The following is a 23,052-nucleotide window of genomic DNA, read 5'->3' on the forward strand; positions in this document are numbered from 1 at the left end:
CGCCCCGCCGTCACCGCGTCACGGGCCGGCCCTCCGCTTCGGCGGGGGGCCGGCCCGCGCCGTTCAACGGGGTCAGCAGGGCCCGGCCGACCATCCCGACCGACCCCGACAGCGCCGACGCCACCGCCCGGAAGACGGCCGGGGCCTCGCGCAGCTCCCACAGCCCCAGCACGCTCGCCCAGGCCGCGTCCCGGGCCCGGTCGATGCTCCACACCCCCACCACGTGCAGCAGCGGACCGGCCGCCCGCAGGTCGGCGGGCGCCGGCAGCAGCTCCTCCCGGACCTGCGCCTCCACCTCGGCCAGCAGGGTGTTGATCCGCCGGTAGTCGGTGGCCAGCTGCTCCGGCTCGCGGCCGAGCAGCCGGCAGGTGTCCAGGACGGCGAGCGGCAGGTCGTGCTCGATGTGCGCGTTCATCCCGGCCAGCGCGTACTGCAGCGGGTGGACGCCCGGGTGCCCGCGCAGCTCGAACAGCGGCCGCCAGCAGGCGGCCGGGCGCGCTCCCGCGGCGGCCGCGTCCACGGCCGCCAGGTAGCGCGCGGCGAACACGCCGTCCAGCACGGCCATCGCCGCCGGGTCCTCGAACCAGCCCTCGCCCAGCCGGTCCCGGACCAGCCGGGTGACGGTCAGGTACATCGCGTTGAAGACCGCGACGCCGTCCGCAGGGGGCAGGGCGGCCCGCAGCTCCGCCATCCGGGACACCGCCTGGTCGACCGTCGGCACGGTGGTGGTCGTGGTCGTCACCCTCGGTCTCCTGCCCTCGGCCGGTCCGGAAGCCACCACCATCGCAGCCGGGCCCGCGCGGTGGAAGCGCCCGACCGGGCGATCCGAACGCCCGTGTGGCGGCGGCCACAGCGGAGGCCGGACCGGCGGCCCGCAGGCTCGGCGGTGCGTCCGTCGACGGTCACGCTGGGTCGAGGATGTGCCCGGCCTCACAGGCGTTTCGGGGTGACCGGGGCCACATCGGGGCGCGGTGGCGGGGGCGGATCCGCTCAACCACGGGCCGGCGGTCGTCCGGATACTCCCGGTAACCCCGCTCCGAGCTGGGACTTCGCGGAAATCCTTGAAGCCGTCGGCCGGCTTCCGTAGCTTCGAAACCAGTGCGGCGAACACGGCCGGCCCACGGGTCGCCATCACGGCCCGCCGCACCACCCCACGAACCGAAGGCCCCCCGGGCCTGGTTCCGACCGCCCTCGCGGGCTTTCGAGAGGACTCACATTGACTTTCCGTAACGAGACCACCGCTGCCACCACCTTCGCCACCACCAAGCGCAAGCGGGTGCGGATGGCTGTCATGGCGGGCGCGGTCCTCGCCCTGCCGGTGGCCGGCCTCGTCACGGCCACGTCCTCCTCCGCCGCGCCGGTCTCCACCTGGGACAAGGTCGCGCAGTGCGAGTCGACGGGCAACTGGAGCATCAACACCGGAAACGGCTTCTACGGCGGCCTCCAGTTCACCAACAGCACCTGGGCCGCCTTCGGCGGCACCTCCTACGCCCCGCAGGCCAACCTGGCCAGCAAGGCCCAGCAGATCGCCGTCGCCGAGAAGGTCCTCGCCTCCCAGGGCCCCGGCGCCTGGCCCGTCTGCTCCGTCAAGGCCGGCCTCACCAGGTAACCGGCCCCCCACCGACGCCCCGCCACCCGCACCCGGGCGGCGGGGCATCGGCATACCCGCCCGGAGTCCCCGGACCGGGCAGGGCCTAGGTCGAAGGGCCCTGCGGCGCAGCGCCCGCCGCCCGATCTGCCGAGGGCCTCCCCGGAGGCAGGCTCGGGGCATGAACGAGACGCAGAACACCACCCGGGTCGCCGTCGTCACCGGGGCCTCCCGCGGCCTCGGGCTCGCCCTCGCCCGGGCCCTCGCCACCGACGGCTGGCACCTGGTCCTGACCGCCCGCGGCCGGGCCGAACTCGCCGCGGCGGAAACCGAACTGGCCGCCCTCACCAAGGTCGTCGCGCTGGCCGGCTCGGTCGTCGACGACGACCACCGCGAGCGGATCGCCGACGCCGCCGCCACCCTCGGCGGCGCCTCGCTGCTGGTCAACAACGCCTCCACGCTGACCGGTTACGAGCTCGCCGGCGCCCGGCTGCCCACCCTCGCCGAACACCCCGAGGCCGGCCTGCTGGAGACCTTCGAGGTCAACGTCCTCGGCCCGGTCGTGCTCACCCAGCTGCTCCTGCCGCAGCTGCGCGAGCACCGCGGCGCCGTCCTCAACCTGAGCTCCGACGCCGCCGTCGAGGCGTACGCCGGCTGGGGCGCGTACGGCGCCAGCAAGGCCGCGCTCGACCACGCCTCCGCGGTACTCGCCCGCGAGGAGCCGCTGATCGCCGTCTGGGCCGTGGACCCCGGTGACCTGCGCACCCGGATGCACCAGGAGGCCTTCCCCGGCGAGGACATCTCCGACCGGCCGGTGCCGGCCACCGTGGTGCCCGCCTTCCTCGGCCTGCTGCGGGACCGCCCCGCCTCCGGCCGCTACAGTGCGGTCGGCCTGCTCGCGGCAGGTGAGTGAGATGACCGCGGCCACCCGCCGCACCCTCGACGTCACCGTCCCGGCCGACCTCTCCGCCCGCGCCCCGGCGGAGGCCCGCGGACTCGCCCGGGACGGCGTCCGGATGCTGGTCGGGCACCGCGACGGCCTCGCCACCGAGCACCGGCACTTCCACGAGCTTCCCGACCTCCTCAGCCCCGGCGACCTGCTGGTGGTCAACAACTCGGCCACCCTGCCGGCCGCACTGCCCGGCCGGCTGCCCGACGGCGCCGCCGTGGCCCTGCACCTGTCCACCGCGCGGCCGGGCCCGCTCGGCCACCACCTGGTCGAGCTCCGCCGCCCCACCGCCGGCGCCGCCGAGTACTACCCGCCGGGCTCCTCGCCCGCCCGCGCCGGGCTGCGGATCGAGCTGCCCGGCGGGGCGCGGGCGGAGCTCACCGCCCCGCACACGCCCAGACTGTGGCACGCCCGGCTGACCCTGCCCGGCGAGGTGGTCGGCTACCTCAGCCGGTACGGACGGGCGATCCGCTACGGCTACGTCGACCGCGACTGGCCCGTCGAGGCCTACCAGACGGTCTTCGCCGCCGAGCCGGGAAGCAGCGAAATGCCCAGCGCGGCACGGCCGTTCACCGAACGGACGGTGGCCCGGCTGGCGGCCCGCGGGGTGCTCGTGGCCCCGGTCACCCTGCACACCGGTATGGCATCCCCGGAGGTCCACGAAACCCCGTACGCGGAACGCTTCCGGGTGCCGCCGGCGACGGCCCGGCTGGTCGACCACGTCCGTACCGCCGGCGGGCGGGTGATCGCGGTCGGGACGACGGTGGTGCGGGCCCTGGAGTCGGCGGTCGGACCGGACGGCGGCCTCCGCCCGGCCGACGGCTGGACCGAGCTGGTGATCACCCCCGAGCGCGGCGTCCGCGCGGTCGACGGCCTCCTCACGGGGTGGCACGAACCGCGGGCCTCCCACCTCCTGATGCTGGAGGCCGTCGCGGGCCGCCCGCTGCTGGAACACTGCTACGCCCAGGCGGTCGCGGCCCGCTACCTCTGGCACGAGTTCGGGGACGTCAACCTGCTGCTGCCGCGGTAGGCGCGGTCCGATCCGCCGCGGGCGGCCTCAGCTCCCGAGGATGCCCAGGTCGAGCCGGCGGCCGTTCATGCGGTCCCCCCGGGGCCTGGTGATTCGGCGGCGAAGCGTCCAAGGCCGACGGGAGGGTCAGTGCGCCGCCTGCCGGGCCGGGCCGTCGGCGGCGGTCCGCTCGGCGAAGCGCAGGACGTCCGCGGCCCCGTCCTCGGCCGCGAGGCGGTCGGCGACCTGCCGGGCCCGCAGACGGTGCCCGGGATCGTCGATCGCGCGGCGCACGGCGCAGGCCAGCCGTTCGGCGGTCAGGCGGCGGAGGGTGATGGGCCCAGGACCGACGCCGAGGCGGGTCAGCCGGGCGGCCCAGAACGCGGCGTCGAGCTGCATCGGGACGGGCACCGCGGGCACGCCGGCCCGCAGGCCGGCGGCCGTGGTGCCGGCCCCGCCGTGGTGCACCACGGCGGCCATCCGCGGGAACAGCCAGGAGTGCGGGACGTCGTCGACGGTCAGGAAGTCGGGGCCGTCCAACCGCAGTCCGGTCCAGCCGCGTTGGACGACCGCCCGGACCCCGGCCCCCCGCAGCCCGGCCGCGACCGTCCGGCTCAGCCGGTCGGTGTCGGCCACCACGCCGCTGCCGAAGCCGACGAAGACCGGTGGGGGACCCGCGGCGAGGAAGTCGACGAGGTCGGTCGGCGGCTGCCAGTCGGGGGAGTCGTACGGCCACCAGTAGCCGCAGATCCGGGCGGACGGCGCCCACCCGGCGGGGCGCGGGACCACGGTGGGGGAGAAGCCGTGGAAGACCGGCCGGCCCTGCCGGGAGTACCGGCGCCGCAGCCGGCCCGCCGAGGCGGCCGGCAGGTCGAGGCGCCGGCGCAGCATCCGGACGGCCGGCGCGTAGATGCCGTCGACCGCGAGATTCGCGGCGTGCCCGGCGACCCGGTTGCCCCAGGGCCCGAGCGAGCGGGCCGTGCCGGCGACCACCGGGAGGAAGTCGCCGGTGGGGTCGAGCGGTTGGAGGTGCAGCCCGGCACTCGGCACCCCGGCTGCCTCGGCGACGACCTGCCCCAGCGGCGCCGTCGGCGCGGACAGCAGGACGAGGTCGGTGCCCTGCGCCACGGCGTCCACGATGCCGAGGGCGAGCTCCGGCATGAAGCTCCGCCCCATCCGCAGCAGGTGGGCGACGGCCAGCGGCCCGTCGCCCGTGCGGAGCATCCGCTGTCCGCGCTCGGAGGCCAGCTCCGCCCGCGGATCCACCGGCAGCGCACGGAACTCCAGCCCGGCCTCGCGTACCTGGGCCTCGAAGGTCGTGTGCGTGGCCACCGCCACCGTGAACCCGGCCGAGGTCAGACGGCGGCCGAGACCGAGGAAAGGGGACACGTCGCCGCGGGAGCCCGCGGTCGCGATCAGAATGCGCACGCACCGGAGTATCCCCGCCCGTACCGGCCCCGCCGGGCCGGCTCCCGGCGTGCCCGACGGCGAACGGGCCGGGCCTTCGGGCCCTGCGCGGCCGAAGCCGGCCCACCGATCGGATGAACCGGCGGACGGGCGGGGGTTGACGCTGCTGCGCCCGGGGGCCTGCGCCCTGCGCCTTGGGGCCTGCGCCCTGCGCCCGGCTGCGGCCGTCCTCGGCCGGGGGCTGTCGGACCGTCACGGACCACGTGGTGGCGGGGAGTTCGAGCACTGCTTCGGCCGAGCCCGCCGAACCTGCGGCGATGACGGCGCGGGGAAACGTCGAGTGAGATCCGGCCACCTCGGCGGGAATGACCTACATGGTCCGATTTCCCAGCGATCGGGTCAATTTGCGGATGTCTCGCCGGATACGGCAGGTAACGAATGGGACAGGGTGCCGGTCTGCGTTTCGACTCTCGCGGTGCGGCGTGGATAATCCATGGTCAGCACTGCTGCCGGTGTGCCATTCTGGCGCGGTCGCGCGGCCGGCTCGGCGTTGTCTCGGCAACCTTGTGACCTCGGTGGAATTCGCCCGAAGGCGCGGGAAGCGGATGTCGCCGGAATCCGCTAGGGTCGCGGATCGTCTCTCATCACACCTCACCCGGGAACCTCTTTTGAACCTTGACTTCACCGCCGAGCCGCTTTTCTCGTGGTACGTCGTCCTGCTCGTCGTCAGCGGCCTGATCATGATGGGACTTGCGGCCGTGAAGGCCGGTCAGGGCGCCGGAATGCGCGCGCTGAACGGGATTTTCGGTGTGGGCTTCCTGGGCTACGGCATCTACCTCGGGTTCATATTCGAGGGCGGCTCGTACCTCCTCTTCTTCAAGGCCTTCATCCTGCCGGTCGTGATGATCGTCAAGTTCGTCAAGGACCTGACGGCGCGCCCCGCCGCGGCCCCGGCGCAGCCGGCTCCCGCGACCGACGACGTCGCGAGCTGACCGCCCACCGGTGAAGCCGGGCCCGACAGGTGATCCTGTCGGGCCCGGCTTCGTGTGTGCGCGGTCAGTTGAGGCTGTACCGCCCTGTCGGCCGCCACTCCCGGCCCAGCCCGAGGCGGTCGGGATCGGTCACGGTGAGGCGGATGCCGACCGTGCCCTCCAGGCCGACCCGCAGGCGGCTGCGGGCCAGTGCCAGCATGGCGGTCAGGCCGTACTTGTTGATCAGTGCGGTCCGGTACCGGGCGGTGGTGTCGGGGTCGCAGAGGGTGGCGCGGGCCTGGATCCGGGCGGCGACCGGGTGGCCGTGGGCGTCGCACGGGGTGAGCAGGACGCCGGGGTGCCGCCGGATCCGCCGGACGGTGTCCGAGTCGGCGGGGGCCCAGACGCCGAGGGCCGGGCCGTCCTGTACCACCCAGGTGGCGGTGGCCGTGGCGGTGCCGTCGGGGTCGAAGGTGGTCAGCAGGAGGTGGCGGGCGTCGGCGAGCCGGTCGGTCTGGTGCCGTACTGCGTGCACGTGGTCCTCCTCAGTGGTGCGCCTGGCCGCTGTCGGTGAGGTGCAGGTACTCCTCGGCGGTGGGCTTGGCGATCCGGCCGCCCTCGCCGAAGTAGCTCTCGGCGAGCCTGGCGCGGGTCCTGGCGACGGCGCCGGCCCTGCGGGTGACGCCGTTCCCGTCGGTCTCGGCGGGCAGTGCGGCCGGCCGGTGCTGGTCGTGTGCGGTGAGGGTGTGCAGTTCGCCCGGTGTGAGCGGCGTGTGGACCTCGACGAACTCGCCGTGCGGCAGCCTCTTGATGATCCCGCTCTCCCGGCCGTGCAGCACCTTCTCGCGGTCCCGGCGCTGGAGGCCCAGGCACCAGCGCCGGGTGACGGCGAAGAAGGCGACCGGCACCACGAACACGGCCGTGCGGACGGCGTAGGTGATGGCGTTCAGCGAGAGGTGCAGGTGGGTGGCGAAGAGGTCGTTGCCGCCGCCGGCCAGCAGGACCAGGTAGAGGCTGATCCAGGCGGCGCCGAGCGCGGTGCGGACGGGGGCGTTGCGCGGGCGGTCGAGCAGGTGCCGCTCGCGGGTGTCCCGGGTGATCCAGGCCTCGACGAACGGGTAGGCGGCGAGCGCGAACAGCACGATCGGGAAGAGCAGGAACGGGATCAGGATGCCCAGGTTCAGGGTGTGGCCGCCCGGGACCGAGACCTCCCAGCCGGGCATCACCCGGATCAGGCCCTCGGCGAAGCCCATGTACCAGTCGGGCTGGGCGTCGGTGGAGACCTGGTCCGGACGGTACGGGCCGTACGCCCAGATCGGGTTGATGCTCGCGACCGCCGACATCACGGCGATGACGCCGAAGACCAGGAAGAAGAACCCGCCGGCCTTGGCCAGGTAGACCGGCATCAGCGGCATGCCGACGACGTTCTTCTCGGTCTTGCCCGGGCCCGCCCACTGGGTGTGCTTGTGGTGGAAGACCAGGATCAGGTGGGCCACCAGCAGGCCCAGCATGATGCCGGGGACGAGCAGCACGTGGACGGTGAAGAACCGCGGCACGATGTCGGTGCCCGGGAACTCGCCGCCGAACAGGAACATCTGGATGTACGTGCCCGCCACCGGCACCGCGAGCAGCGTCCCCTCGATGAAGCGGATACCGGTCCCCGACAGCAGGTCGTCGGGGAGTGAATAGCCGAAGAAGCCGTCCAGCATGCCGAGGAAGAGCAGCAGGAAGCCGAACACCCAGTTGATCTCGCGCGGCTTGCGGAACGCCCCGGTGAAGAAGACCCGCATCATGTGGACGAACATCGCCGCGACGAAGACCAGCGCGGCCCAGTGGTGGATCTGGCGGATCAGCAGGCCGCCGCGGATCTCGAAACTCAGCTTCATCGTCGAGGCGTAGGCCTCGGACATCCGGATGCCGTCCAGCGGGGCGTACGGGCCGTGGTAGACGACCTCGGCCATGCTCGGCTTGAAGAACAGCGTCAGGTAGACGCCGCTCAGAATGATGACGACGAAGCTGTAGAGGCAGATCTCGCCGAGCATGAAGGACCAGTGGTCCGGGAAGATCTTGCGCAGGTTCGACCTGGCCAGGGTGTAGATCCCCAGTCGGCCGTCGGCCCAGTCGGCCGCCCGCAGGCCCCTCGCGGCGCCGCGGCCCGCGCGGCCGGCCGGTGGCCGCTGGTGCTGCTCGTCGCTCATCCCACACCCCCGTGAAGCAGTCCGGCGGCGAGCGCCGGCGGTCAAAACGGGGATCACTCCCCTCTTTGCCCGCTCACCCTAGCAGTGGAAATGGGGAGCTGTCCCCGGTTGCTATGGTCGGGGGATGGACACGGGTGAGCGGGCGGCGCGGCAGCCTTCGCGACGGCGGGACGCGCAGCGCAACCGGGAGGCGCTGGCCGACGCGGCCCGGGAGGTCTTCGCCGAACAGGGGCTGGACGCCGCGCTGGACGTCATCGCCCGCCGTGCCGGAGTCGGCAACGCGACGCTCTACCGGCACTTCCCGACCAGGGAGGACCTGATCGGCGAGGTCTTCGCCGGCGCCGCGGCCATGATCGTCGAGGCGGGCGAGGAGGCGCTGGCGATCGAGGACGCCTGGAGCGCGATCGAGCGCTACTTCGGCCGGATCTTCGAGCTGGTGGCCGCCAACCAGGGCTTCAACGACCTGGTCACGATGGCGATCCCGACCGTCCCGGTGCTCGCCGAGATGAGCGCGCACAACGCCGGCACGGTCGGCACCCTGGTGGCCCGCGCGCAGGAGCAGGGCACGATGCGGGGGGACGTGGTGTCGATGGACCTGCTCTTCCTGCTCGGCCCGCTCTGCCGTGCCGTTCCGGCCGCCGCGGCACTGCGCCCCGATCTGTGGCGCCGCTACCTGGCCCTTCAGCTGGACGGCTTCCGCAGCCGGGCCGAGCACCCGCTGCCCGTGCCGCCGGTCGGCACCGAACGGCTCGACCAGGCCTTCGCCGACCTCTGGGAGGCCTGAGCCCGGCCCGACGTCCGCCACCCGCCGGGACCCCGACGTCCGTCACCTGCCGGGACCCCGATACGCGCCGACGGGCGCCGCGGTGGCGTCAGGCCGTCGGCAGGGCGTGCAGCACGGAGTCGTGCCCCGCGAACAGCCGCTCGCCGTCGGTGCCCAGCCACCACACGTCCACGCCCGGCAGCCCGTCGGTGAACGTCCAGAGGATGCGGCCGTCCGCGACGTCGACGGCGGTCACCCCGTTGTCGGCACCGCCGGGAACGTACAGCACCCGGCCGACCACCAGCGGCACCGAGCGCAGGTCGACCCGGTACGGCAGGGCGCAGGACCACAGCAGCCGGCCGTCCTCGGGGGAGAGGGCCGCGATCTCGCCGTCCGAGCGCACGGCGTACAGCGCCCGGCCGTCGGTGATCGGCGGGAGGTAGCGCCAGGTGGCCTCCGGCGGCCGGACCGGCGACGGGAGCGGACTGCCGTCGAGGGCGGCCAGCACCCGCAGGTCGCCGGAGTCGACGCCGAGGCAGATCCGGTCCGGCAGCGGTGCGAGCCAGCTGACGGACGGCCCGGCCGGGGCCCGCCACAGGGTCCGTCCGTCCCGGGTGTCGACGGCGACCAGGCGCTCGCCGGTGTCCAGGGCGAACAGCCTGCCGTCCAGCAGCGCCGTCCGCAGCAGCAGGGACTCCTGCTCCCGCCGCGACCGGGACCAGACGAGGCGGCCGCTCGCCGGGTCGACGGCGAACAGGGCCTCGGTCGGCCCGGCCGCCGCCGTCGGGGCGAGGGCGGCGGTACAGATCAGCGAGCGGCCGTCGGTGCCGAGCAGGCTGTGCGAGGTGACCCGGCCGCCGCCCAGCAGCCCGGCCAGCTCCACCGGCCGGTCCGGACGCCCGGTGCGCAGGTCGTGGCTGTCGAGCCGGCCGTCCGCGAGGGAGAAGACCCGCTCGGCGGTCGGCGCCAGGAGCCAGCTGCGGCCGCTGCCGTACACCGGCGGCCCGTCGGCGGACAGCGGCAGCCGCAGTCGCCGGGCCCCGGTGGCCGGGTCGAGGACGTCGACCGCGGTGGCGGTCGGGAACAGCGGGGCGCGGGCGCCCGGACCCAGCCGGTCCGGCGCGGCGCGTTCCGCACCGCGGTACGTCCACAGCGGCGACGGGCCGGCGAACCGGGGTGCGGGAACGGGCGGTCGGGGATCAGGCCGGGAGAACCCCCGTGCGTACAGGCCCAGTCCGAGCAGGGCCGCCCCGGCCGTGCCAGCGCCCACCAGCGCCCTGCGGGTGGGCCGGCCGGGGTCGGTCCGGCCGGCGACCACATCGACCGTCGGCTCCACCGGCCCGGCGCCGGACGGGAACTCCTCGGTCAGACCGGAGATACCGGCCATCGGCGGGGCGGAGGGCGTCGGCTCGGCTGGTGCCACGAGAACTCCCCTGCGTCGGCGGGCGATCGAGCCCGGACTGCCGGGCTCCGATCATCGAGCCCCGATTATGGCCGCTCTCAGACGGACGGCGCCCGAGGGGCCCACCCCTCGCCCGTACGGCGGCGGCACATCATCGCCCTGGTCCGGGGCCGTGCCACCCACCGGGAGATCGCGGCGGCGCTCCACCGGTCCGTCAAGGCGGTCGAGCCCAACCTGGCCGGGCTGTACCGCCGTTACCAGGTGCGCGGCCGGGCGGGGCCGGCCCGGACACCCGCGGACCGACCCCGCTCCGGCAGCAGCGCCACGCCACGGCCCCCGGCCCCGGCCGGAATAATCGGCGGTGGACTCGGCCCCGGCGTTGGTACGGTTCGCCGGTTCGGACGACTTCAGGGGTGGGACATGACGATTGTTCAGCTGATCGGCGGCGGCAGCGAGCCCGCCGGCTTCGCGGACCTCTACGGGCCGTTCCTCGCGGCGGCCGGGCCCGACCCGGTGGTGGCCTGCGTCCTCGTCGACGAGGGGGAGGCGGCCGAGTACTTCGCGCAGTGGACGGCGCGGCTGCGGGCCGCCGGCCCGTGCCGGCCGCGGCTGGTCGCGGTGCCGATCGGCGGCAGCCCGGACCTGACGGCGCTGGACGGCGCCGACGCGGTCCTGGTCGGCGGCGGGCTGACCCCCGCCTACCAGGCCGCGCTGGCCGGCCCGTTGGCCGACTACCTGGCCGGGCGTCCGCTCCCGTACGCCGGCTTCTCGGCCGGCGCCGCGATCGCCGCCGACCGGGCCGTGGTCGGCGGGTGGCTCGCGGACGGCGTCCAGCTGTGCGCGGAGGAGACCGGCGAGGACCTGGACGAGATCGAGGTCCGCCCGGGCCTCGGCCTGGTGGACTTCACCGTCGACGTGCACGCCGCCCAGTGGGGCACCCTGCCCCGGCTGGTCGAGGCGGTGGCCCGGGGCGAGGCCGAGCGGGGCGTGGCGATCGACGAGAACACCGCGCTCTCGGTGAGCGGCGGCGAGGCCGAGGTGCGCGGGCTGGGCCGGGTCCACCTGGTGGCGCGGGCCGCCGGCGCCGTCACCGTCCGCGCGTTCCGGGCGGGGGAGCGGCTGCCGCTGTGAGGCGGCCCGCGCCGGGCTACTCGTAGCGGTGCAGCAGCGACTCCTCCTCGGCGCGCAGGATCTGCTCCAGGGTCAGCGACGGATTCCCCAGGTGCGCGAGGGTGACCTCGGCGGAGCTGGGCGCGGCGTCGGCGGCGAGCCAGTTCTCCGGCTTCCAGGCGGAGCTGCGCAGGAAGGCCTTCGGGCAGTGCCCGTACACCTCCTCGGCCTCGACCACGATGGCGCTGCGCGGCGGCTTGCCGACGGCGGTCAGCTGCTCCAGGAGCCGGGGGTCGCTGGACACGCAGGCCCGGCCGTTGACCCGCAGGGTGGCCTCCCGCCCGGGGATGACGAAGATCAGGCCGACCCGGCCGGTCTCCACGATGTTGTGCAGCGAGTCGAGCCGCCGGTTGCCGGTGGCGTCGGGCAGGGCCAGGGTGAACTCGTCCAGGACGGCGACGAATCCGGGCGGGCCGCCGCGCGGTGTCACGTCGCAGCGGCCGTCCGCGCCCGCGCTCGCCACGAAGACCAGCGAGGACCGGCCGATCACCTTGCGGGCGACCTCGTGGATCCGGTCGACCTCCTTGTGGCGGACGAGCTCGCTCGGCAGTTCGTACAGCTCGCGCAGTCCGGCGGTCTCCCGCACGGCGGCGGCGTCGAGAGCGGCGAAGACGGGGCTGCGGTGCTCTGGTTCGGTGGTCACGTCCCCCGAACCTACGCGACCGGTGATCTTGGGGGAACCCCCCGGGTACGGACGGCCCTTGCGGCCCGGGACGCGTGGGCGACCACGCCCGTATCCTGGCGGCCTGCCCTCGACGGCGGGGCCGCTCCCGCCGTCCGCCCGGAGGTGAACGTCCGTTGAGGCCCGAACCCGTCGACGACCGGATCAGCGAGCTGGGCGAGGGCCCGGTCTGGGACGCCCGCACCGGCACCCTGCGCTGGGTGGACATCCCGGCCGGCCTGGTCCTCGGCACCGACGGCACCGCGCTGCGGCTTCCGCCGCCCGCCTGCGCCGTCCTGCCCACCACCGACGGCTGGGCCGCCGTGCTGGGCGACCGGGTGGTGGCCCTCGACGGCGCGGCCGAGACCCCGGTGCCGCTGGGCGGGGCGAGCCGCTGCAACGACGCCAAGACCGATCCGGCGGGCCGGATCTGGCTCGGCACGATGGCCTCCGAGGACCGGCCCGGACGCGGCTGCCTCTACCGCCTGGACGGGACGCGGGCGCGCGCGGTGATCCCCGGGGCGGGGATCTCCAACGGCCTCGGCTGGAGCCCGGACGGCCGCCGGATGTACTGGATCGACACCCCCACCCGCCGGGTGGACGTGCTGGACTTCGACCCGGCGGACGGCTCCGTCCGCCGCCGCCGCCCGCTGGTCGCCGTCCCCGGAGGCCTGCCGGACGGCCTGTGCGTGGACGCGGAGGGCGCCCTGTGGGTCGCGCTGTGGGGCGGCTCGGCGCTGCACCGTTACACCCCGGACGGCGTGCTGGACACCGTGCTGCCGACCGGGGTCTCGCATCCGACCAGCTGTGCGTTGGGCGGCCCGGACCTGCGCACCCTCTACATCACCACCGCCCGCCGGCCGGCCGGGGACGGCGCTCCCTCCCCGCACGCGGGGAAGTTGCACGCCGTGCGGGTGCCCGTACCCGGTCTGCCGCCGACCCTCGCGGTATTCCCGTGAGCGCACGGTCGCGGAGTGAAGCAGGCCACATGACAAAGGTCTGCTACCGGGCGGCCGATCATGGCAGAATGACGGCAGTAGTAGCAGTGACGTTCAGCGCACTCCGGGGTCGGTGAAAATCCGAACCGGCGGTTACAGTCCGCGACCCGTCCGCAGCCAGCGGCCGGTTGACCAGGTGAAATTCCTGGACCGACGGTTAAAGTCCGGATGGGAGGCGTGCGCGGCGGATCAGTACGTCCACGGCTTGTCCGCAAGCCGTGGCGCAGGTGCGACAGGAGAGCTCTCGTTCGGCGACGGTGCCGAGCCGGGGGGTGGCTCCACGTACCGCTGTCCGCGTCATCTCCCGTCTGCCGCCCCGGAGTCCGCGCCCCAAGCGCGAGGAGAACCCGGGTGTTCACCGGCATCATCGAAGAGCTCGGCGAGGTCGTCTCCATCGAGGAGATCGGCGATTCCTCGCGAATCCGCCTGCGTGGCCCGGTGGTCTGTTCGGACGCCCGGCACGGCGACTCCATCGCGGTCAACGGCGTCTGCCTGACCGTGCTCGACCGCCCCGAGCAACTGGCCGAGGGCACCGGCGAGTTCAGCGCCGACGTGATGGCCGAGACGCTGCACCGCTCCAGCCTCGGCGTCCTGAAGCCCGGCTCCCGGGTCAACCTGGAGCGCGCCATGTCGCTCGGCGCCAGGCTCGGCGGCCACCTCGTCCAGGGCCATGTGGACGCCACCGGCACCCTGCTCTCCCGCGAGCCCGGCGACCTGGACGCCGACGGCACCCCGCGCTGGGAGGTGCTGCGATTCTCGCTGCCGCGGAGCATCACCCGCTACCTGGTGGAGAAGGGCTCGATCACCGTCGACGGCGTCAGCCTGACCGTGGTCGAGGCCGCCCTCGACTCCTTCACCGTCTCGCTCATCCCGGCCACCCTCGAACTGACCACGCTCGGCGCCAAGGCCGTCGGCGACCCGGTCAACCTGGAGGTGGACGTCCTGGCCAAGTACGTCGAGCGGCTGCTCGACACCCGCACCCTGCCCGCCGCACTCACTCCCAAGGACGCCTCGTGAACTGGCTCAGCGGCACCGCGTTCACCGCCTTCGGCCAGCACGTGGTCTGGGCGGACATGCTCGGCAACCTGCTCGGCCTCGGCGGCCTCGCGCTCGGCTGGCGCCGCTCGGTGTGGAGCTGGCCGGTCCAGCTGCTCTCCGGCGCCGTCCTGATCGCCGCGTACCTCGGCGGTGACGCGCCCAACCCCGGGCTGATCGGCAAGCAGGTGATCGTGATCGCCGCCGCGGCCTGGGGCTGGACGCGCTGGCAGCAGGGCCGGCGGTCGGCCGGCGAGATCGCCGTCCGGTTCGCCACCTGGCGTGAACGGGCCGTCCTCACCGCCGCGCTGGCCCTCGGCACGCTCGCCCTGGCAGGCCTCTACTTCGCCAACCCGAGCTGGTCCTGGAGCCCGTGGGCGGACGCCTACATCTTCGTCGGCACACTGGCCGCGATGTACGCCCAGGCCCGCGGGTGGATCGAGTTCTGGTTCGCCTGGATCGCCGTCGACGTGGTCGGCGTCCCGCTCGCCTTCAACAGCGGCTACGCGTTCTCCGGCCTGACCTACAGCATCTACTTCGTCCTGGTGCTGCTGGGCCTGCGCGCCTGGTGGCAGCGCACCCGCACCTCCCGTCCCGTCAGCGTCAACATCCCTCAGGGAGCCACGGCATGAGCACCCATCAGACCGACGACGTCCCGGTGCTCGACCCGGTCGAGCGCGCCATCGCCGACATCGCCCTCGGCCGCCCCGTCATCGTGGTGGACGACGAGGACCGCGAGAACGAGGGCGACATCGTCTTCGCCGCCTCGGCCGCCACCCCCGAGCTGATGGCCTTCACCATCCGCTACAGCTCCGGCGTGATCTGCGTCCCGATGACCGGCGACGAGCTGGACCGCCTCGACCTGCCCCCGATGACCCGGGTCAACGAGGACCGCAAGGGCACCGCCTACACGGTCTCGGTGGACGCCCGGGACGGCGTCTCCACCGGCATCTCCGCCGCCGACCGGGCCCGCACGGTGCGGCTGCTCTCCTCGGCCGGCACCGAGCCCGGCGACCTCACCCGGCCCGGCCACGTCTTCCCGCTGCGCGCCGTCGAGGGCGGTGTGCTGGTCCGCCCGGGCCACACCGAGGCCGCCGTCGACCTGGCCCGGCTGGCCGGCCTCGCCCCGGCCGGCGCCATCGCCGAGGTGGTCAACGACGACGGCACCATGGCCCGGCTGCCCGAGCTGGTGGTCTTCGCCCGCGAGCACGGCCTGGCGATCATCTCGATCGAGGACCTGATCGCCTACCGCCGCCGCACCGAGCTGCACGTGGACCGTGCCGCCGTCACCGCGCTGCCCACCGAGCACGGCGAGTTCACCGCCGTCGCCTACCGCGGCACGATCGACGGCGTGGAGCACCTGGCACTGGTGGCCGGCGGCCTCGGCGCCGACGGCCGCCTGCCCGAGGGCGAGGACGTCCTGGTCCGGCTGCACTCCGAGTGCCTGACCGGTGACGTGTTCGGCTCGCTGCGCTGCGACTGCGGCCCGCAGCTGCAGGCCTCACTGGCGAAGGTCGCCGAGACCGGCCGCGGCGTGGTGCTCTACCTGCGCGGCCACGAGGGCCGGGGCATCGGCCTCGCCCACAAGCTGCGCGCGTACGAGCTCCAGGAGCAGGGCCGCGACACCGTGGACGCCAACCTCGACCTCGGCCTGCCCGCCGACGGCCGGGACTACAGCATCGGCGCGCAGATCCTCGCCGACCTGGGCGTGCGCTCGCTCACCCTGCTCACCAACAACCCGGAGAAGCAGGCCGCGCTCACCGAGCACGGCCTCAAGGTCAAGGGCCGCCTCCCGCTGGCCGTCCGCACCAGCGAGCACAACCTCCGCTACCTGCGGACCAAGCGCGACCGGATGGGCCACCAGCTGCCCTGGCTCGACGACGACAACGCCTGAGCACCCCCTTCCCACCCCTCTACAGCGAACAGGAAGTACCGACGTGAGCGGCCACGGAGCCCCTGAGCTGACCCTGAAGAACTGCGCCGACCTGCGGGTCGCGGTGATCGCCGCGCAGTGGCACGACCAGGTCATGAACGGCCTTCTGGACGGCGCCCACCGGGCGCTGAAGGAGCTCGGCATCGACGAGCCCACCGTGGTCCGTGTCCCGGGCACCTTCGAGCTGCCGGTCGCCGCCAAGCAGCTGGCCGGCCGCGGCTACGACGCCGTGGTCGCGCTCGGCGTGGTGATCCGCGGCGGCACCCCGCACTTCGACTACGTCTGCCAGGCCGCGACCCTCGGCCTCACCCAGGTCGCCGTGGACACCGGCGTCCCGGTCGGCTTCGGCGTGCTCACCTGCGACAACGAGGAGCAGGCGATCGACCGCGCGGGCCTGCCCGGCTCCGCCGAGGACAAGGGCCACGAGGCGGTCACCGCGGCCGTCGCCACCGCGGTCGCGCTGCGCTCGGTCTCCGAGCCCTGGCGGTGACGCCCCCGGTCGCCGGGCCGCCCACGGGCAGCCCGGCGGCCGTCCAAAGTACTGTCCACTGTGCGGAACTGTTTACCGGAGCCTCGCCGGCAGGCCGTAAGGTGAGCTCATCATGGCTTCCAAGACATTCGAGGAGCTCTTCTCCGAGCTCCAGCAGAAGGCCGCCTCCGGCGACCCCTCGTCCTCCCGTACCGCGCAGCTCGTCCAGCAGGGCGTCCATGCGATCGGCAAGAAGGTCGTCGAGGAGGCCGCCGAGGTGTGGATGGCCGCCGAGCACGAGTCCGACGAGCGGACGGCCGAGGAGATCTCCCAGCTCCTCTACCACCTTCAGGTGATGATGGTCGCCCGCGGGTTGACGCTCGACGACGTCTACTCGCACCTCTGAGCCGCGGCCACTGTGTCCAGTCCGGTCCCACCCGTCACACCCCCAGCGAAGGAACCTCCGCTCATGCTGCGCATCGCCGTCCCCAACAAGGGTTCGCTCTCGGGTCCCGCGGCGGAGATGCTCCATGAGGCCGGCTACCGCCAGCGCAAGGACCCCAAGGAACTGGTCCTGGTCGACCCGGGCAACCAGGTCGAGTTCTTCTTCCTGCGGCCCCGCGACATCGCCGTCTACGTCGGCTCCGGCCGCCTCGACGTCGGCATCACCGGCCGTGACCTGCTGCTGGACTCCGCCTCCGACGCCGAGGAGGTGCTGGCGCTCGGCTTCAGCGGCTCCACCTTCCGGTTCGCCAAGCCGGTCGGCCTGGCGGTGGAGGACGTCCAGGGCCTGGAGGGGCTGCGGATCGCCACCTCGTACACCGGCCTGGTCGAGCAGCACCTGGCCGAGCAGGGCGTGAAGGCGACCGTGACCAAGCTCGACGGCGCGGTCGAGACCGCGGTCCAGCTCGGGGTCGCCGACGTGATCGCCGACGTGGTGGAGACCGGCACCAGCCTGCGCAACGCGGGTCTGGAGGTCTTCGGGGAGCCGATCCTGGTCTCCGACGCCGTCGTGATCCGGCCCAAGGGCGCCGGCGAGGACACCCGGGTCGAGCAGTTCATGCGCAGGCTGCAGGGCGTGCTGGTGGCCCGCCGCTACGTGCTGATGGACTACGACATCCGGGCCGAGAAGGTCTCCGAGGCCGTCGCCCTCACCCCGGGCCTGGAGTCGCCGACCGTCTCCCCGCTGCACACCGAGGGTTGGGTGGCCGTCCGGTCGATGGTGCTCCGCAAGGAGGCCCAGCAGATCATGGACGACCTCTGGAGCATCGGCGCCCGGGCCATCCTGGTGACCAACATCCACGCCTGCCGCCTCTGACAGCACACTTCGCGGGCGGGGGTCCAAGGCCGGACCTCCGCCCGCTTCCCCGTTCCTCTGGAGCCCCACGTGTCCACCCCCGCCCCACTTCCCGTCACCTGGGCCCCCCGCCGCACCCGGGCCGTACTGCTGCCGCTGTGCGTGCTGCTGGTGGTCCTCTTCACCGCGATGGCGTTCGCGCTGCCCGCCAACTGGCACCTGAACGACCGGGTGGCGATGGTGGTGACCGGCCTGCTGTTCGCCGGGGTCGCGCTGATGCTGGCCCGGCCGCAGGTGCGCGCCGACGCCGAGGGCGTCACCGTGGTCAACTTCGTCCGCAGCCGCCGGCTGGCCTGGGCGGAGATCGTCCGGGTCAACTTCCGGGCCGGCGACCCCTGGGTGACGCTCGATCTGGCCGACGGCACCGCGCTGGCCGCGGTCGGCATCCAGGCGGGCGGCGGACGGGACCGCGCCATCGCGGCCGCCCGCACCCTGCGCGACCTGGTCGAGCAGCACCACACGCGCTGAACCCGCCCGGCGTGCCGCTCCCGGGGTACCGAACAAGATCCCTACACTCGTTCGGGTATCGTCTACGCTGGTTAAAGCCGGGGCAAAGCATGCCCGGGCCGCCACGAGCCCATCCCGACCTGAGGAGTGACACCTCCCCTCGATGGACGATCCGTCCGGTAGTCCCAGCGCCGCCCAGCCCCAGACGCACGGAAGGCGGGCGGCCCAGTGACCACCGCCTGGCTCATGCTCGCCGCGGCCGTGCTGCTCATCCTGGCCAACGGCCTCTTCGTGGCCGCCGAGTTCGCCTTCGTCACCGTGGAACGCGGTGAGGTCGAACGTGCCGCCGCCGCCGGCGACCGCCGCGCGGCCGGCGTCCTCAAGGCCCTGCGCAAGCTGTCCTTCCAGCTCTCCGGAGCCCAGCTCGGCATCACCGTCACCTCCCTGGTGGTCGGCATGCTCGCCGAGCCCGCGCTCTCCGAACTGCTCACCCCGGTGCTGACCGCCCTGGGCATCTCGCTCTCCGCCGCCACCGGCATCGCGCTGGCCACCGGCCTGGTGCTCGCCACCGTGGTGCAGATGGTGATCGGCGAGCTGGTCCCCAAGAACTGGGCGATCGCCCGCCCGCTCCAGGTCGCCTACGCCGTGGTGGGCCCGCAGCGGGCCTTCTCGACCGTCTGCCGCCCGCTGATCACCGTCCTGAACGGCTCCGCCGACCGGCTGGTCCGGGCGATCGGCATCGAGCCCCAGGAGGAGCTCGGCCACGCCCGTACCCCGGCCGAACTGGTCGCGCTCGCCCGTCACTCGGCCCGCGCCGGCGCCATAGACCAGGAGTCGGCCACCCTGTTCGTGAAGACCCTCGGCCTCGGCCAGCTGACCGCCGAGTCCGTGATGACCCCCCGGGTCGCGGTCTCCGCGCTCCAGCGGGACGCCGGCGCCGCCGACGTGATCAACCTGACCCGCGCCACCGGCCTGTCCCGCTTCCCGGTCTACGGCGACAGCCTGGACGAGGTCATCGGCACGGTCACGCTCAAGGACGCCCTCGCCGTCCCGCCCGAGCGCCGGGCCGCCACCCGGGTCGCGAGCATCTGCGTCCCGCCGCTGCTCGTCCCCGAGACGCTGCCCGCCGAGCGCCTGCTCGACCTGCTGCGACGTCAGCAGCCGATGGCCATCGTGGTCGACGAGTACGGCGGCACCGCCGGCGTCGCCACCATCGAGGACATCGTCGAGGAGGTGGTCGGCGAGGTGCAGGACGAGCACGACCCCGCCGACGTCCCCGACCTGCGCCCGCTGCCCCCGGCCGACGGCATGCCGGTCTGGGAGGCCGACGGCCGGGCCCGGACCGACCAGCTGGAGGTCATCGGCCTGCACGCCCCCGAGGGCCCGTACGAGACGCTCGGCGGCCTGCTCGCCGACCTGCTCGGCAAGCTCCCCGAGGTCGGCGAGGAGGCCGAGCTGCCGGGCTGGCGGTTCACCGTGCTCGCCGTCGACCGCCACCGCACCAGCCGGGTGGAGATCCGGCGCATCCGAGACGACCGGTACGACGAGGACGAGACCCGATGACCGTGCTCCTGCTGGCCGCGTCGATCCTCCTGCTGGTCGGCAACGCCTTCTTCGTCGGCGCCGAGTTCGCCGTGATCTCGGTCCGCCGCAGCCAGATCGAACCGCTCGCCGAGGCCGGCGACCGGCGGGCCAGGACGGTGCTGCACGCGCTGTCCAACGTCTCCGCCATGCTGGCCGCCGCCCAACTGGGCATCACCGTCTGCTCGCTGCTGCTCGGCGCGCTCGCCGAGCCGACCATCGCCGGCCTGGTCGAGGGCCCGTTCCACGCGCTCGGCGTCCCCGAGTCGCTGATGCACCCGCTCAGCTACGCCCTCGCGCTGGCCGTGGTGGTCTTCCTGCACATGGTGCTCGGCGAGATGGTGCCCAAGAACATCGCCCTGGCCGGCCCCGAGAAGGCCGCCCTGTGGCTCGGCCCGCCGCTGGACCGGCTGGCCCGCTGGCTGACCCCGGGCATCCGCGCCCTGAACGCGTTCGCCAACGCGGTGCTGCGGCTGTTCAAGGTGCAGGGCCGGGACGAGGTGGCGTCCGTCTACACCACCGAGCAGCTGCTCCTGCTGCTCACCGACTCCCAGGAGGCCGGTCTGCTCGACCGCAGCCGCCAGGAGCGGCTGGAGGACGCGCTGGAGCTCGGCCACCGGCCGGTCACCGACGTGCTGCTGCCGCCTGAGCAGCTGGTCTCGGTGGGGACCGACGTCACCGGCCGGGAGATCGAGCGGCTCGCCGTCCGCACCGGCTTCTCGCGCTTCCCGGTGGTCGACGCCGGCGGTACCGTCCGCGGCTACCTGCACGTCAAGGACAGCCTGGAGGTCGAGGACCTGGACGCGCCCGTCCCGGCCCGCCTCTGGCGCCCCGTCACGGTGCTGCGCGGCACCCTTCCGCTGGACGACGCCCTGGGCGCCATGCGGCGGGCCGCCGCCCACCTGGCCGTGGTGTCCGACCCGGACGGCCGCCAGCTCGGCCTGGTCGCGCTGGAGGACGTGCTGGAGGAGCTGGTCGGCGAGGTCCACGACCCGGACCACCGCCCCGCCGCCCGTACCTGACCGCGCCGCCCGGGGCACCGGCACCTCGCCGGGTGTCCCGGGCGGCCCGTGGCACCCGGGGCAGCGCCTACGCGCCGCGGCCGTCGATCAGCTCGCCGTAGGCCTGGAGCAGGTCGGGCAGCCGCAGGGCGGCCAGGTCCTCCCGGGTGGGGAGCTCACGCTGGGCGGACAGCCGCAGGTCGCGGTAGGCGCAGGACTTCTCGTACAGGGTGCGCACGAACCGGCCGTTGCCGAGGTCGTCGATCCAGCCCTCGCCGACCACGTGGGCGCAGATCGAGGCCAGTTCCTCGGCGGCGTCCTCGTCCCAGCCGTCGCCGTCGGCCGAGGCCAGCGCGCGGCCGATCTCGGCGAGCTCGGCGGGCCGGTAGCTGGGGAAGTCGACCCGGCTGGTGAAGCGGGAGTTGAGCCCCGGGTTGGCGGCCAGCAGGCGGTTCATCCCGGCCGGGTAGCCGGCCAGGATCACCACCAGCCGGTCGCGGTTGTCCTCGGCCCGCTTGAGCAGCACCTGCAGCGCCTCGTCGCCGTACGCGTCGCCCTTGCTGTAGCCGGAGTTGGAGAGGCTGTAGGCCTCGTCGATGAAGAGCACGCCGTCCAGTGCCGAGTCGATCAGCTCGTTCGCCTTGACCGCGGTCTGGCCGAGGAACTCGCCGACCAGGTCCGCCCGCTGGGCCTCGACCAGGTGGTCGCCGGACAGCAGGCCGAGGGCGTGGAAGACCCGGCCGAGGATCCGGGCCACGGTGGTCTTGCCGGTGCCCGATGGGCCGGAGAAGACGAAGTGACGTTTCGGCGGCTGGACCGGCAGCCCCTGGTCGGCCCGCAGCCGGGCCATTCTCAACTGTGCCGACAGCGCCCGGACCTGGCGCTTCACCGGGGCCAGGCCGACCATCCGCTCCAGCGCCGCGAGCGCCTCGTCGAGCTGTCCGTCGCCACTGAGGCCGGCGCCCGGGGCGCCCCCGGCGGCCGGCGGGTACGCCACGGCGCCGACGGCCGGCGCGGCCGGCGGTTCGGGAGCGGCGGCGCGCGCAGGCCGGTCGGCCGCCGGCCCGTCGGCGGCCTGCTCCGCGACCGGTGCGCCGGAGCGCTCGGCCAGCGGCCCGGCGGTCGGCAGCGGATCCGGGGCCGGGTCGCATCCGCCGGCCGGATCCGACCCGAACTCGGAGTCCGGCAGGGTCGGTTCGAGCACCGCGCGGTCCTCGTCGGTGAGCAGCAGCCCGTCCAGGACCCCGTCGGCGGCTATCGCCGCCAGCCGGGCCGAGGTGTCCATGAAGGCCGGGTCGGCCCGGTGCACCGCACGGTAGAGCGGCAGCGCGGCCGCGCTGCGCCCGGCGCCCTCGTACGCCCGGGCCAGCCAGTAGCGCAGCTCCTTGCGCTGGGGCTGCTCGGAGCGGCAGCGGGCCAGCGAGGCGGCCAGCGGGGCCTGGGCCTGGGCGCACATGTCGAGCCTGACCCTGGCCATGCCGCCGAACAGTCCGGCCTCGATGCCGAGCACGGGATCGTCCAGCAGCTGGTCGGTGTCCCTGATCAGCTGCTCCCAGTCCTTCAGCAGGTAGGACCGGCAGGCGTACAGGAAGCGCACCGAGGAGTCCTGCTCGGGCGGTGGGCACTCGGCGAGCGCGCGGTCGAGCTCGGTCAGGTGCCGGCCGTCCAGCCAGTGCGAGGCGTGGGCCAGCAGCAGGTCGCGGGTGTCCTCCAGGACGGGCTGCACCCACCAGCCGAGCCAGTACCAGGAGCTGAGCGGGCGGCGGTGGCGCCGGCGCTGCTCGCCGAAGCGGTCCTGGTGGCGGTACATCGCGAGGAGCGCGCCGGAGGTGTCGCTGCGCAGGGCGTGCAGGCCGAGCCAGGCGTCGGCCATGGCGGGGTCGAGCTCGACCGCGGCGCGGAACTCCTCCTCGGCGCGGGCGTAGGAGCCCGCCGCATAGGCGTCCGTGGCCCGCAGCCAGGCGCGGTCGGCCTGCCGCGCGGGCCCGCCGCCGGTCCCCATGTCGGACGTCTCCACCGTCACTCACGCCCCCCGCCGAGTGCATCGAGGCCAAGTCGGTCGACGAGCGGCAGGCACCACCCGCCCGTCCGTCCGCAACCCCCGGCGCGCCTG

23 protein-coding genes and 1 riboswitch are annotated in these 23,052 nt (G+C 74.1%); of the genes, 16 read left to right on the forward strand and 7 right to left on the reverse strand.

Features of this window, described 5'->3' with window-relative positions; translation table 11 throughout:
• Positions 1-10: 10 nt before the first annotated feature.
• Positions 11-742, reverse strand: a complete 732-nt coding sequence (locus OG871_RS32030; RefSeq protein ID WP_371501555.1) for a DUF5995 family protein — start codon at positions 740-742, stop codon at positions 11-13.
• Positions 743-1,216: 474 nt separating this feature from the next.
• Between OG871_RS32030 and OG871_RS32035 the strand changes: the two genes are divergently transcribed.
• The 3 genes from OG871_RS32035 (at position 1,217) to OG871_RS32045 (ending at position 3,567) form a co-directional block, all read left to right on the forward strand.
• Positions 1,217-1,609, forward strand: coding sequence for a transglycosylase family protein (locus OG871_RS32035; RefSeq protein ID WP_371501556.1), 393 nt, complete (start codon positions 1,217-1,219; stop codon positions 1,607-1,609).
• A 160-nt stretch (positions 1,610-1,769) separates the two neighbouring features.
• The gene (locus tag OG871_RS32040; protein WP_371501558.1) at positions 1,770-2,501 is read left to right on the forward strand and encodes an SDR family oxidoreductase; all 732 of its coding nucleotides are present in this window, start codon (positions 1,770-1,772) and stop codon (positions 2,499-2,501) included.
• 1 nt (position 2,502) lies between these two features.
• On the forward strand, positions 2,503-3,567 hold the full coding sequence (locus OG871_RS32045) for an S-adenosylmethionine:tRNA ribosyltransferase-isomerase (RefSeq protein WP_371501559.1): 1,065 nt from the start codon (positions 2,503-2,505) through the stop codon (positions 3,565-3,567).
• Positions 3,568-3,693: 126 nt separating this feature from the next.
• Here OG871_RS32045 and OG871_RS32050 read toward each other — a convergent pair whose 3' ends face one another.
• The gene (locus OG871_RS32050; protein ID WP_371501560.1) at positions 3,694-4,974 is read right to left on the reverse strand and encodes a glycosyltransferase; all 1,281 of its coding nucleotides are present in this window, start codon (positions 4,972-4,974) and stop codon (positions 3,694-3,696) included.
• Positions 4,975-5,621: 647 nt separating this feature from the next.
• Here OG871_RS32050 and OG871_RS32055 point away from each other — a divergent pair.
• Positions 5,622-5,945 carry a hypothetical protein gene (locus OG871_RS32055; protein ID WP_371501561.1) on the forward strand — a complete coding sequence of 108 codons (324 nt, stop codon included), beginning with the start codon at positions 5,622-5,624 and terminating at the stop codon, positions 5,943-5,945.
• A 64-nt stretch (positions 5,946-6,009) separates the two neighbouring features.
• On the opposite strand, the gene OG871_RS32060 is transcribed toward OG871_RS32055, so the two are convergent.
• Together OG871_RS32060 and OG871_RS32065 are read right to left on the reverse strand one after the other, a co-directional pair.
• On the reverse strand, positions 6,010-6,459 hold the full coding sequence (locus OG871_RS32060) for a PPOX class F420-dependent oxidoreductase (RefSeq protein WP_371501562.1): 450 nt from the start codon (positions 6,457-6,459) through the stop codon (positions 6,010-6,012).
• Between the two features lie 10 nt (positions 6,460-6,469).
• Entirely contained in the window at positions 6,470-8,122 is a 1,653-nt protein-coding gene (locus tag OG871_RS32065) for a cytochrome bc complex cytochrome b subunit (protein ID WP_371501563.1), read from the reverse strand.
• Positions 8,123-8,246: 124 nt separating this feature from the next.
• Here OG871_RS32065 and OG871_RS32070 point away from each other — a divergent pair, with 124 nt between their 5' ends.
• Positions 8,247-8,906, forward strand: a complete 660-nt coding sequence (locus OG871_RS32070; RefSeq protein WP_371501564.1) for a TetR/AcrR family transcriptional regulator — start codon at positions 8,247-8,249, stop codon at positions 8,904-8,906.
• Between the two features lie 88 nt (positions 8,907-8,994).
• Here OG871_RS32070 and OG871_RS32075 read toward each other — a convergent pair whose 3' ends face one another.
• On the reverse strand, positions 8,995-10,308 hold the full coding sequence (locus OG871_RS32075; RefSeq protein WP_371501565.1) for a PQQ-binding-like beta-propeller repeat protein: 1,314 nt from the start codon (positions 10,306-10,308) through the stop codon (positions 8,995-8,997).
• Positions 10,309-10,707: 399 nt separating this feature from the next.
• On the opposite strand from OG871_RS32075, the gene OG871_RS32080 reads away from it, so the two are divergent.
• On the forward strand, positions 10,708-11,418 hold the full coding sequence (locus OG871_RS32080; protein WP_371501566.1) for a Type 1 glutamine amidotransferase-like domain-containing protein: 711 nt from the start codon (positions 10,708-10,710) through the stop codon (positions 11,416-11,418).
• A gap of 16 nt (positions 11,419-11,434) precedes the next feature.
• On the opposite strand, the gene OG871_RS32085 is transcribed toward OG871_RS32080, so the two are convergent.
• Positions 11,435-12,100 (reverse strand): MSMEG_1061 family FMN-dependent PPOX-type flavoprotein, encoded by a 666-nt coding sequence (locus tag OG871_RS32085; RefSeq protein ID WP_371501567.1) that lies wholly within the window; start codon positions 12,098-12,100, stop codon positions 11,435-11,437.
• Positions 12,101-12,255: 155 nt separating this feature from the next.
• Here OG871_RS32085 and OG871_RS32090 point away from each other — a divergent pair, with 155 nt between their 5' ends.
• The 10 genes from OG871_RS32090 (at position 12,256) to OG871_RS32135 (ending at position 20,960) form a co-directional block, all read left to right on the forward strand.
• Entirely contained in the window at positions 12,256-13,077 is an 822-nt protein-coding gene (locus OG871_RS32090) for an SMP-30/gluconolactonase/LRE family protein (RefSeq protein WP_371501568.1), read from the forward strand.
• Positions 13,078-13,172: 95 nt separating this feature from the next.
• Positions 13,173-13,300: riboswitch (FMN riboswitch) on the forward strand.
• Positions 13,301-13,467: 167 nt separating this feature from the next.
• A complete protein-coding gene (locus OG871_RS32095) occupies positions 13,468-14,133 on the forward strand; it encodes a riboflavin synthase (protein WP_371501569.1) in 666 nt (221 codons plus the stop codon).
• The gene (locus OG871_RS32100; RefSeq protein WP_371501570.1) at positions 14,130-14,783 is read left to right on the forward strand and encodes a nicotinamide riboside transporter PnuC; all 654 of its coding nucleotides are present in this window, start codon (positions 14,130-14,132) and stop codon (positions 14,781-14,783) included. The genes OG871_RS32095 and OG871_RS32100 overlap by 4 nt, the downstream gene beginning before the upstream one ends.
• Complete coding sequence (locus OG871_RS32105) at positions 14,780-16,045, forward strand: bifunctional 3,4-dihydroxy-2-butanone-4-phosphate synthase/GTP cyclohydrolase II (RefSeq protein ID WP_371501572.1); 1,266 nt, start codon at positions 14,780-14,782, stop codon at positions 16,043-16,045. Before OG871_RS32100 ends, OG871_RS32105 begins: the two co-directional genes overlap by 4 nt.
• Positions 16,046-16,088: 43 nt before the next feature.
• Positions 16,089-16,574, forward strand: coding sequence for a 6,7-dimethyl-8-ribityllumazine synthase (gene ribH, locus OG871_RS32110; RefSeq protein WP_371501574.1), 486 nt, complete (start codon positions 16,089-16,091; stop codon positions 16,572-16,574).
• A gap of 112 nt (positions 16,575-16,686) precedes the next feature.
• Positions 16,687-16,959 (forward strand): phosphoribosyl-ATP diphosphatase, encoded by a 273-nt coding sequence (locus OG871_RS32115; protein ID WP_371501575.1) that lies wholly within the window; start codon positions 16,687-16,689, stop codon positions 16,957-16,959.
• A 63-nt stretch (positions 16,960-17,022) separates the two neighbouring features.
• Positions 17,023-17,871, forward strand: a complete 849-nt coding sequence (hisG, locus tag OG871_RS32120; protein ID WP_371501576.1) for an ATP phosphoribosyltransferase — start codon at positions 17,023-17,025, stop codon at positions 17,869-17,871.
• A gap of 69 nt (positions 17,872-17,940) precedes the next feature.
• On the forward strand, positions 17,941-18,378 hold the full coding sequence (locus OG871_RS32125; protein WP_371501578.1) for a PH domain-containing protein: 438 nt from the start codon (positions 17,941-17,943) through the stop codon (positions 18,376-18,378).
• Between the two features lie 207 nt (positions 18,379-18,585).
• Positions 18,586-19,920 carry a hemolysin family protein gene (locus OG871_RS32130; protein WP_371501580.1) on the forward strand — a complete coding sequence of 445 codons (1,335 nt, stop codon included), beginning with the start codon at positions 18,586-18,588 and terminating at the stop codon, positions 19,918-19,920.
• Positions 19,917-20,960, forward strand: a complete 1,044-nt coding sequence (locus tag OG871_RS32135) for a hemolysin family protein (protein ID WP_371501581.1) — start codon at positions 19,917-19,919, stop codon at positions 20,958-20,960. The genes OG871_RS32130 and OG871_RS32135 overlap by 4 nt, the downstream gene beginning before the upstream one ends.
• Positions 20,961-21,027: 67 nt before the next feature.
• Here OG871_RS32135 and OG871_RS32140 read toward each other — a convergent pair whose 3' ends face one another.
• The gene (locus OG871_RS32140; RefSeq protein ID WP_371501583.1) at positions 21,028-22,941 is read right to left on the reverse strand and encodes an AAA family ATPase; all 1,914 of its coding nucleotides are present in this window, start codon (positions 22,939-22,941) and stop codon (positions 21,028-21,030) included.
• Between the last annotated feature and the right edge of the window lie 111 nt (positions 22,942-23,052).

The sequence above is a fragment of the Kitasatospora sp. NBC_00374 genome, from assembly GCF_041434935.1.
Lineage (GTDB): Bacteria > Actinomycetota > Actinomycetes > Streptomycetales > Streptomycetaceae > Kitasatospora.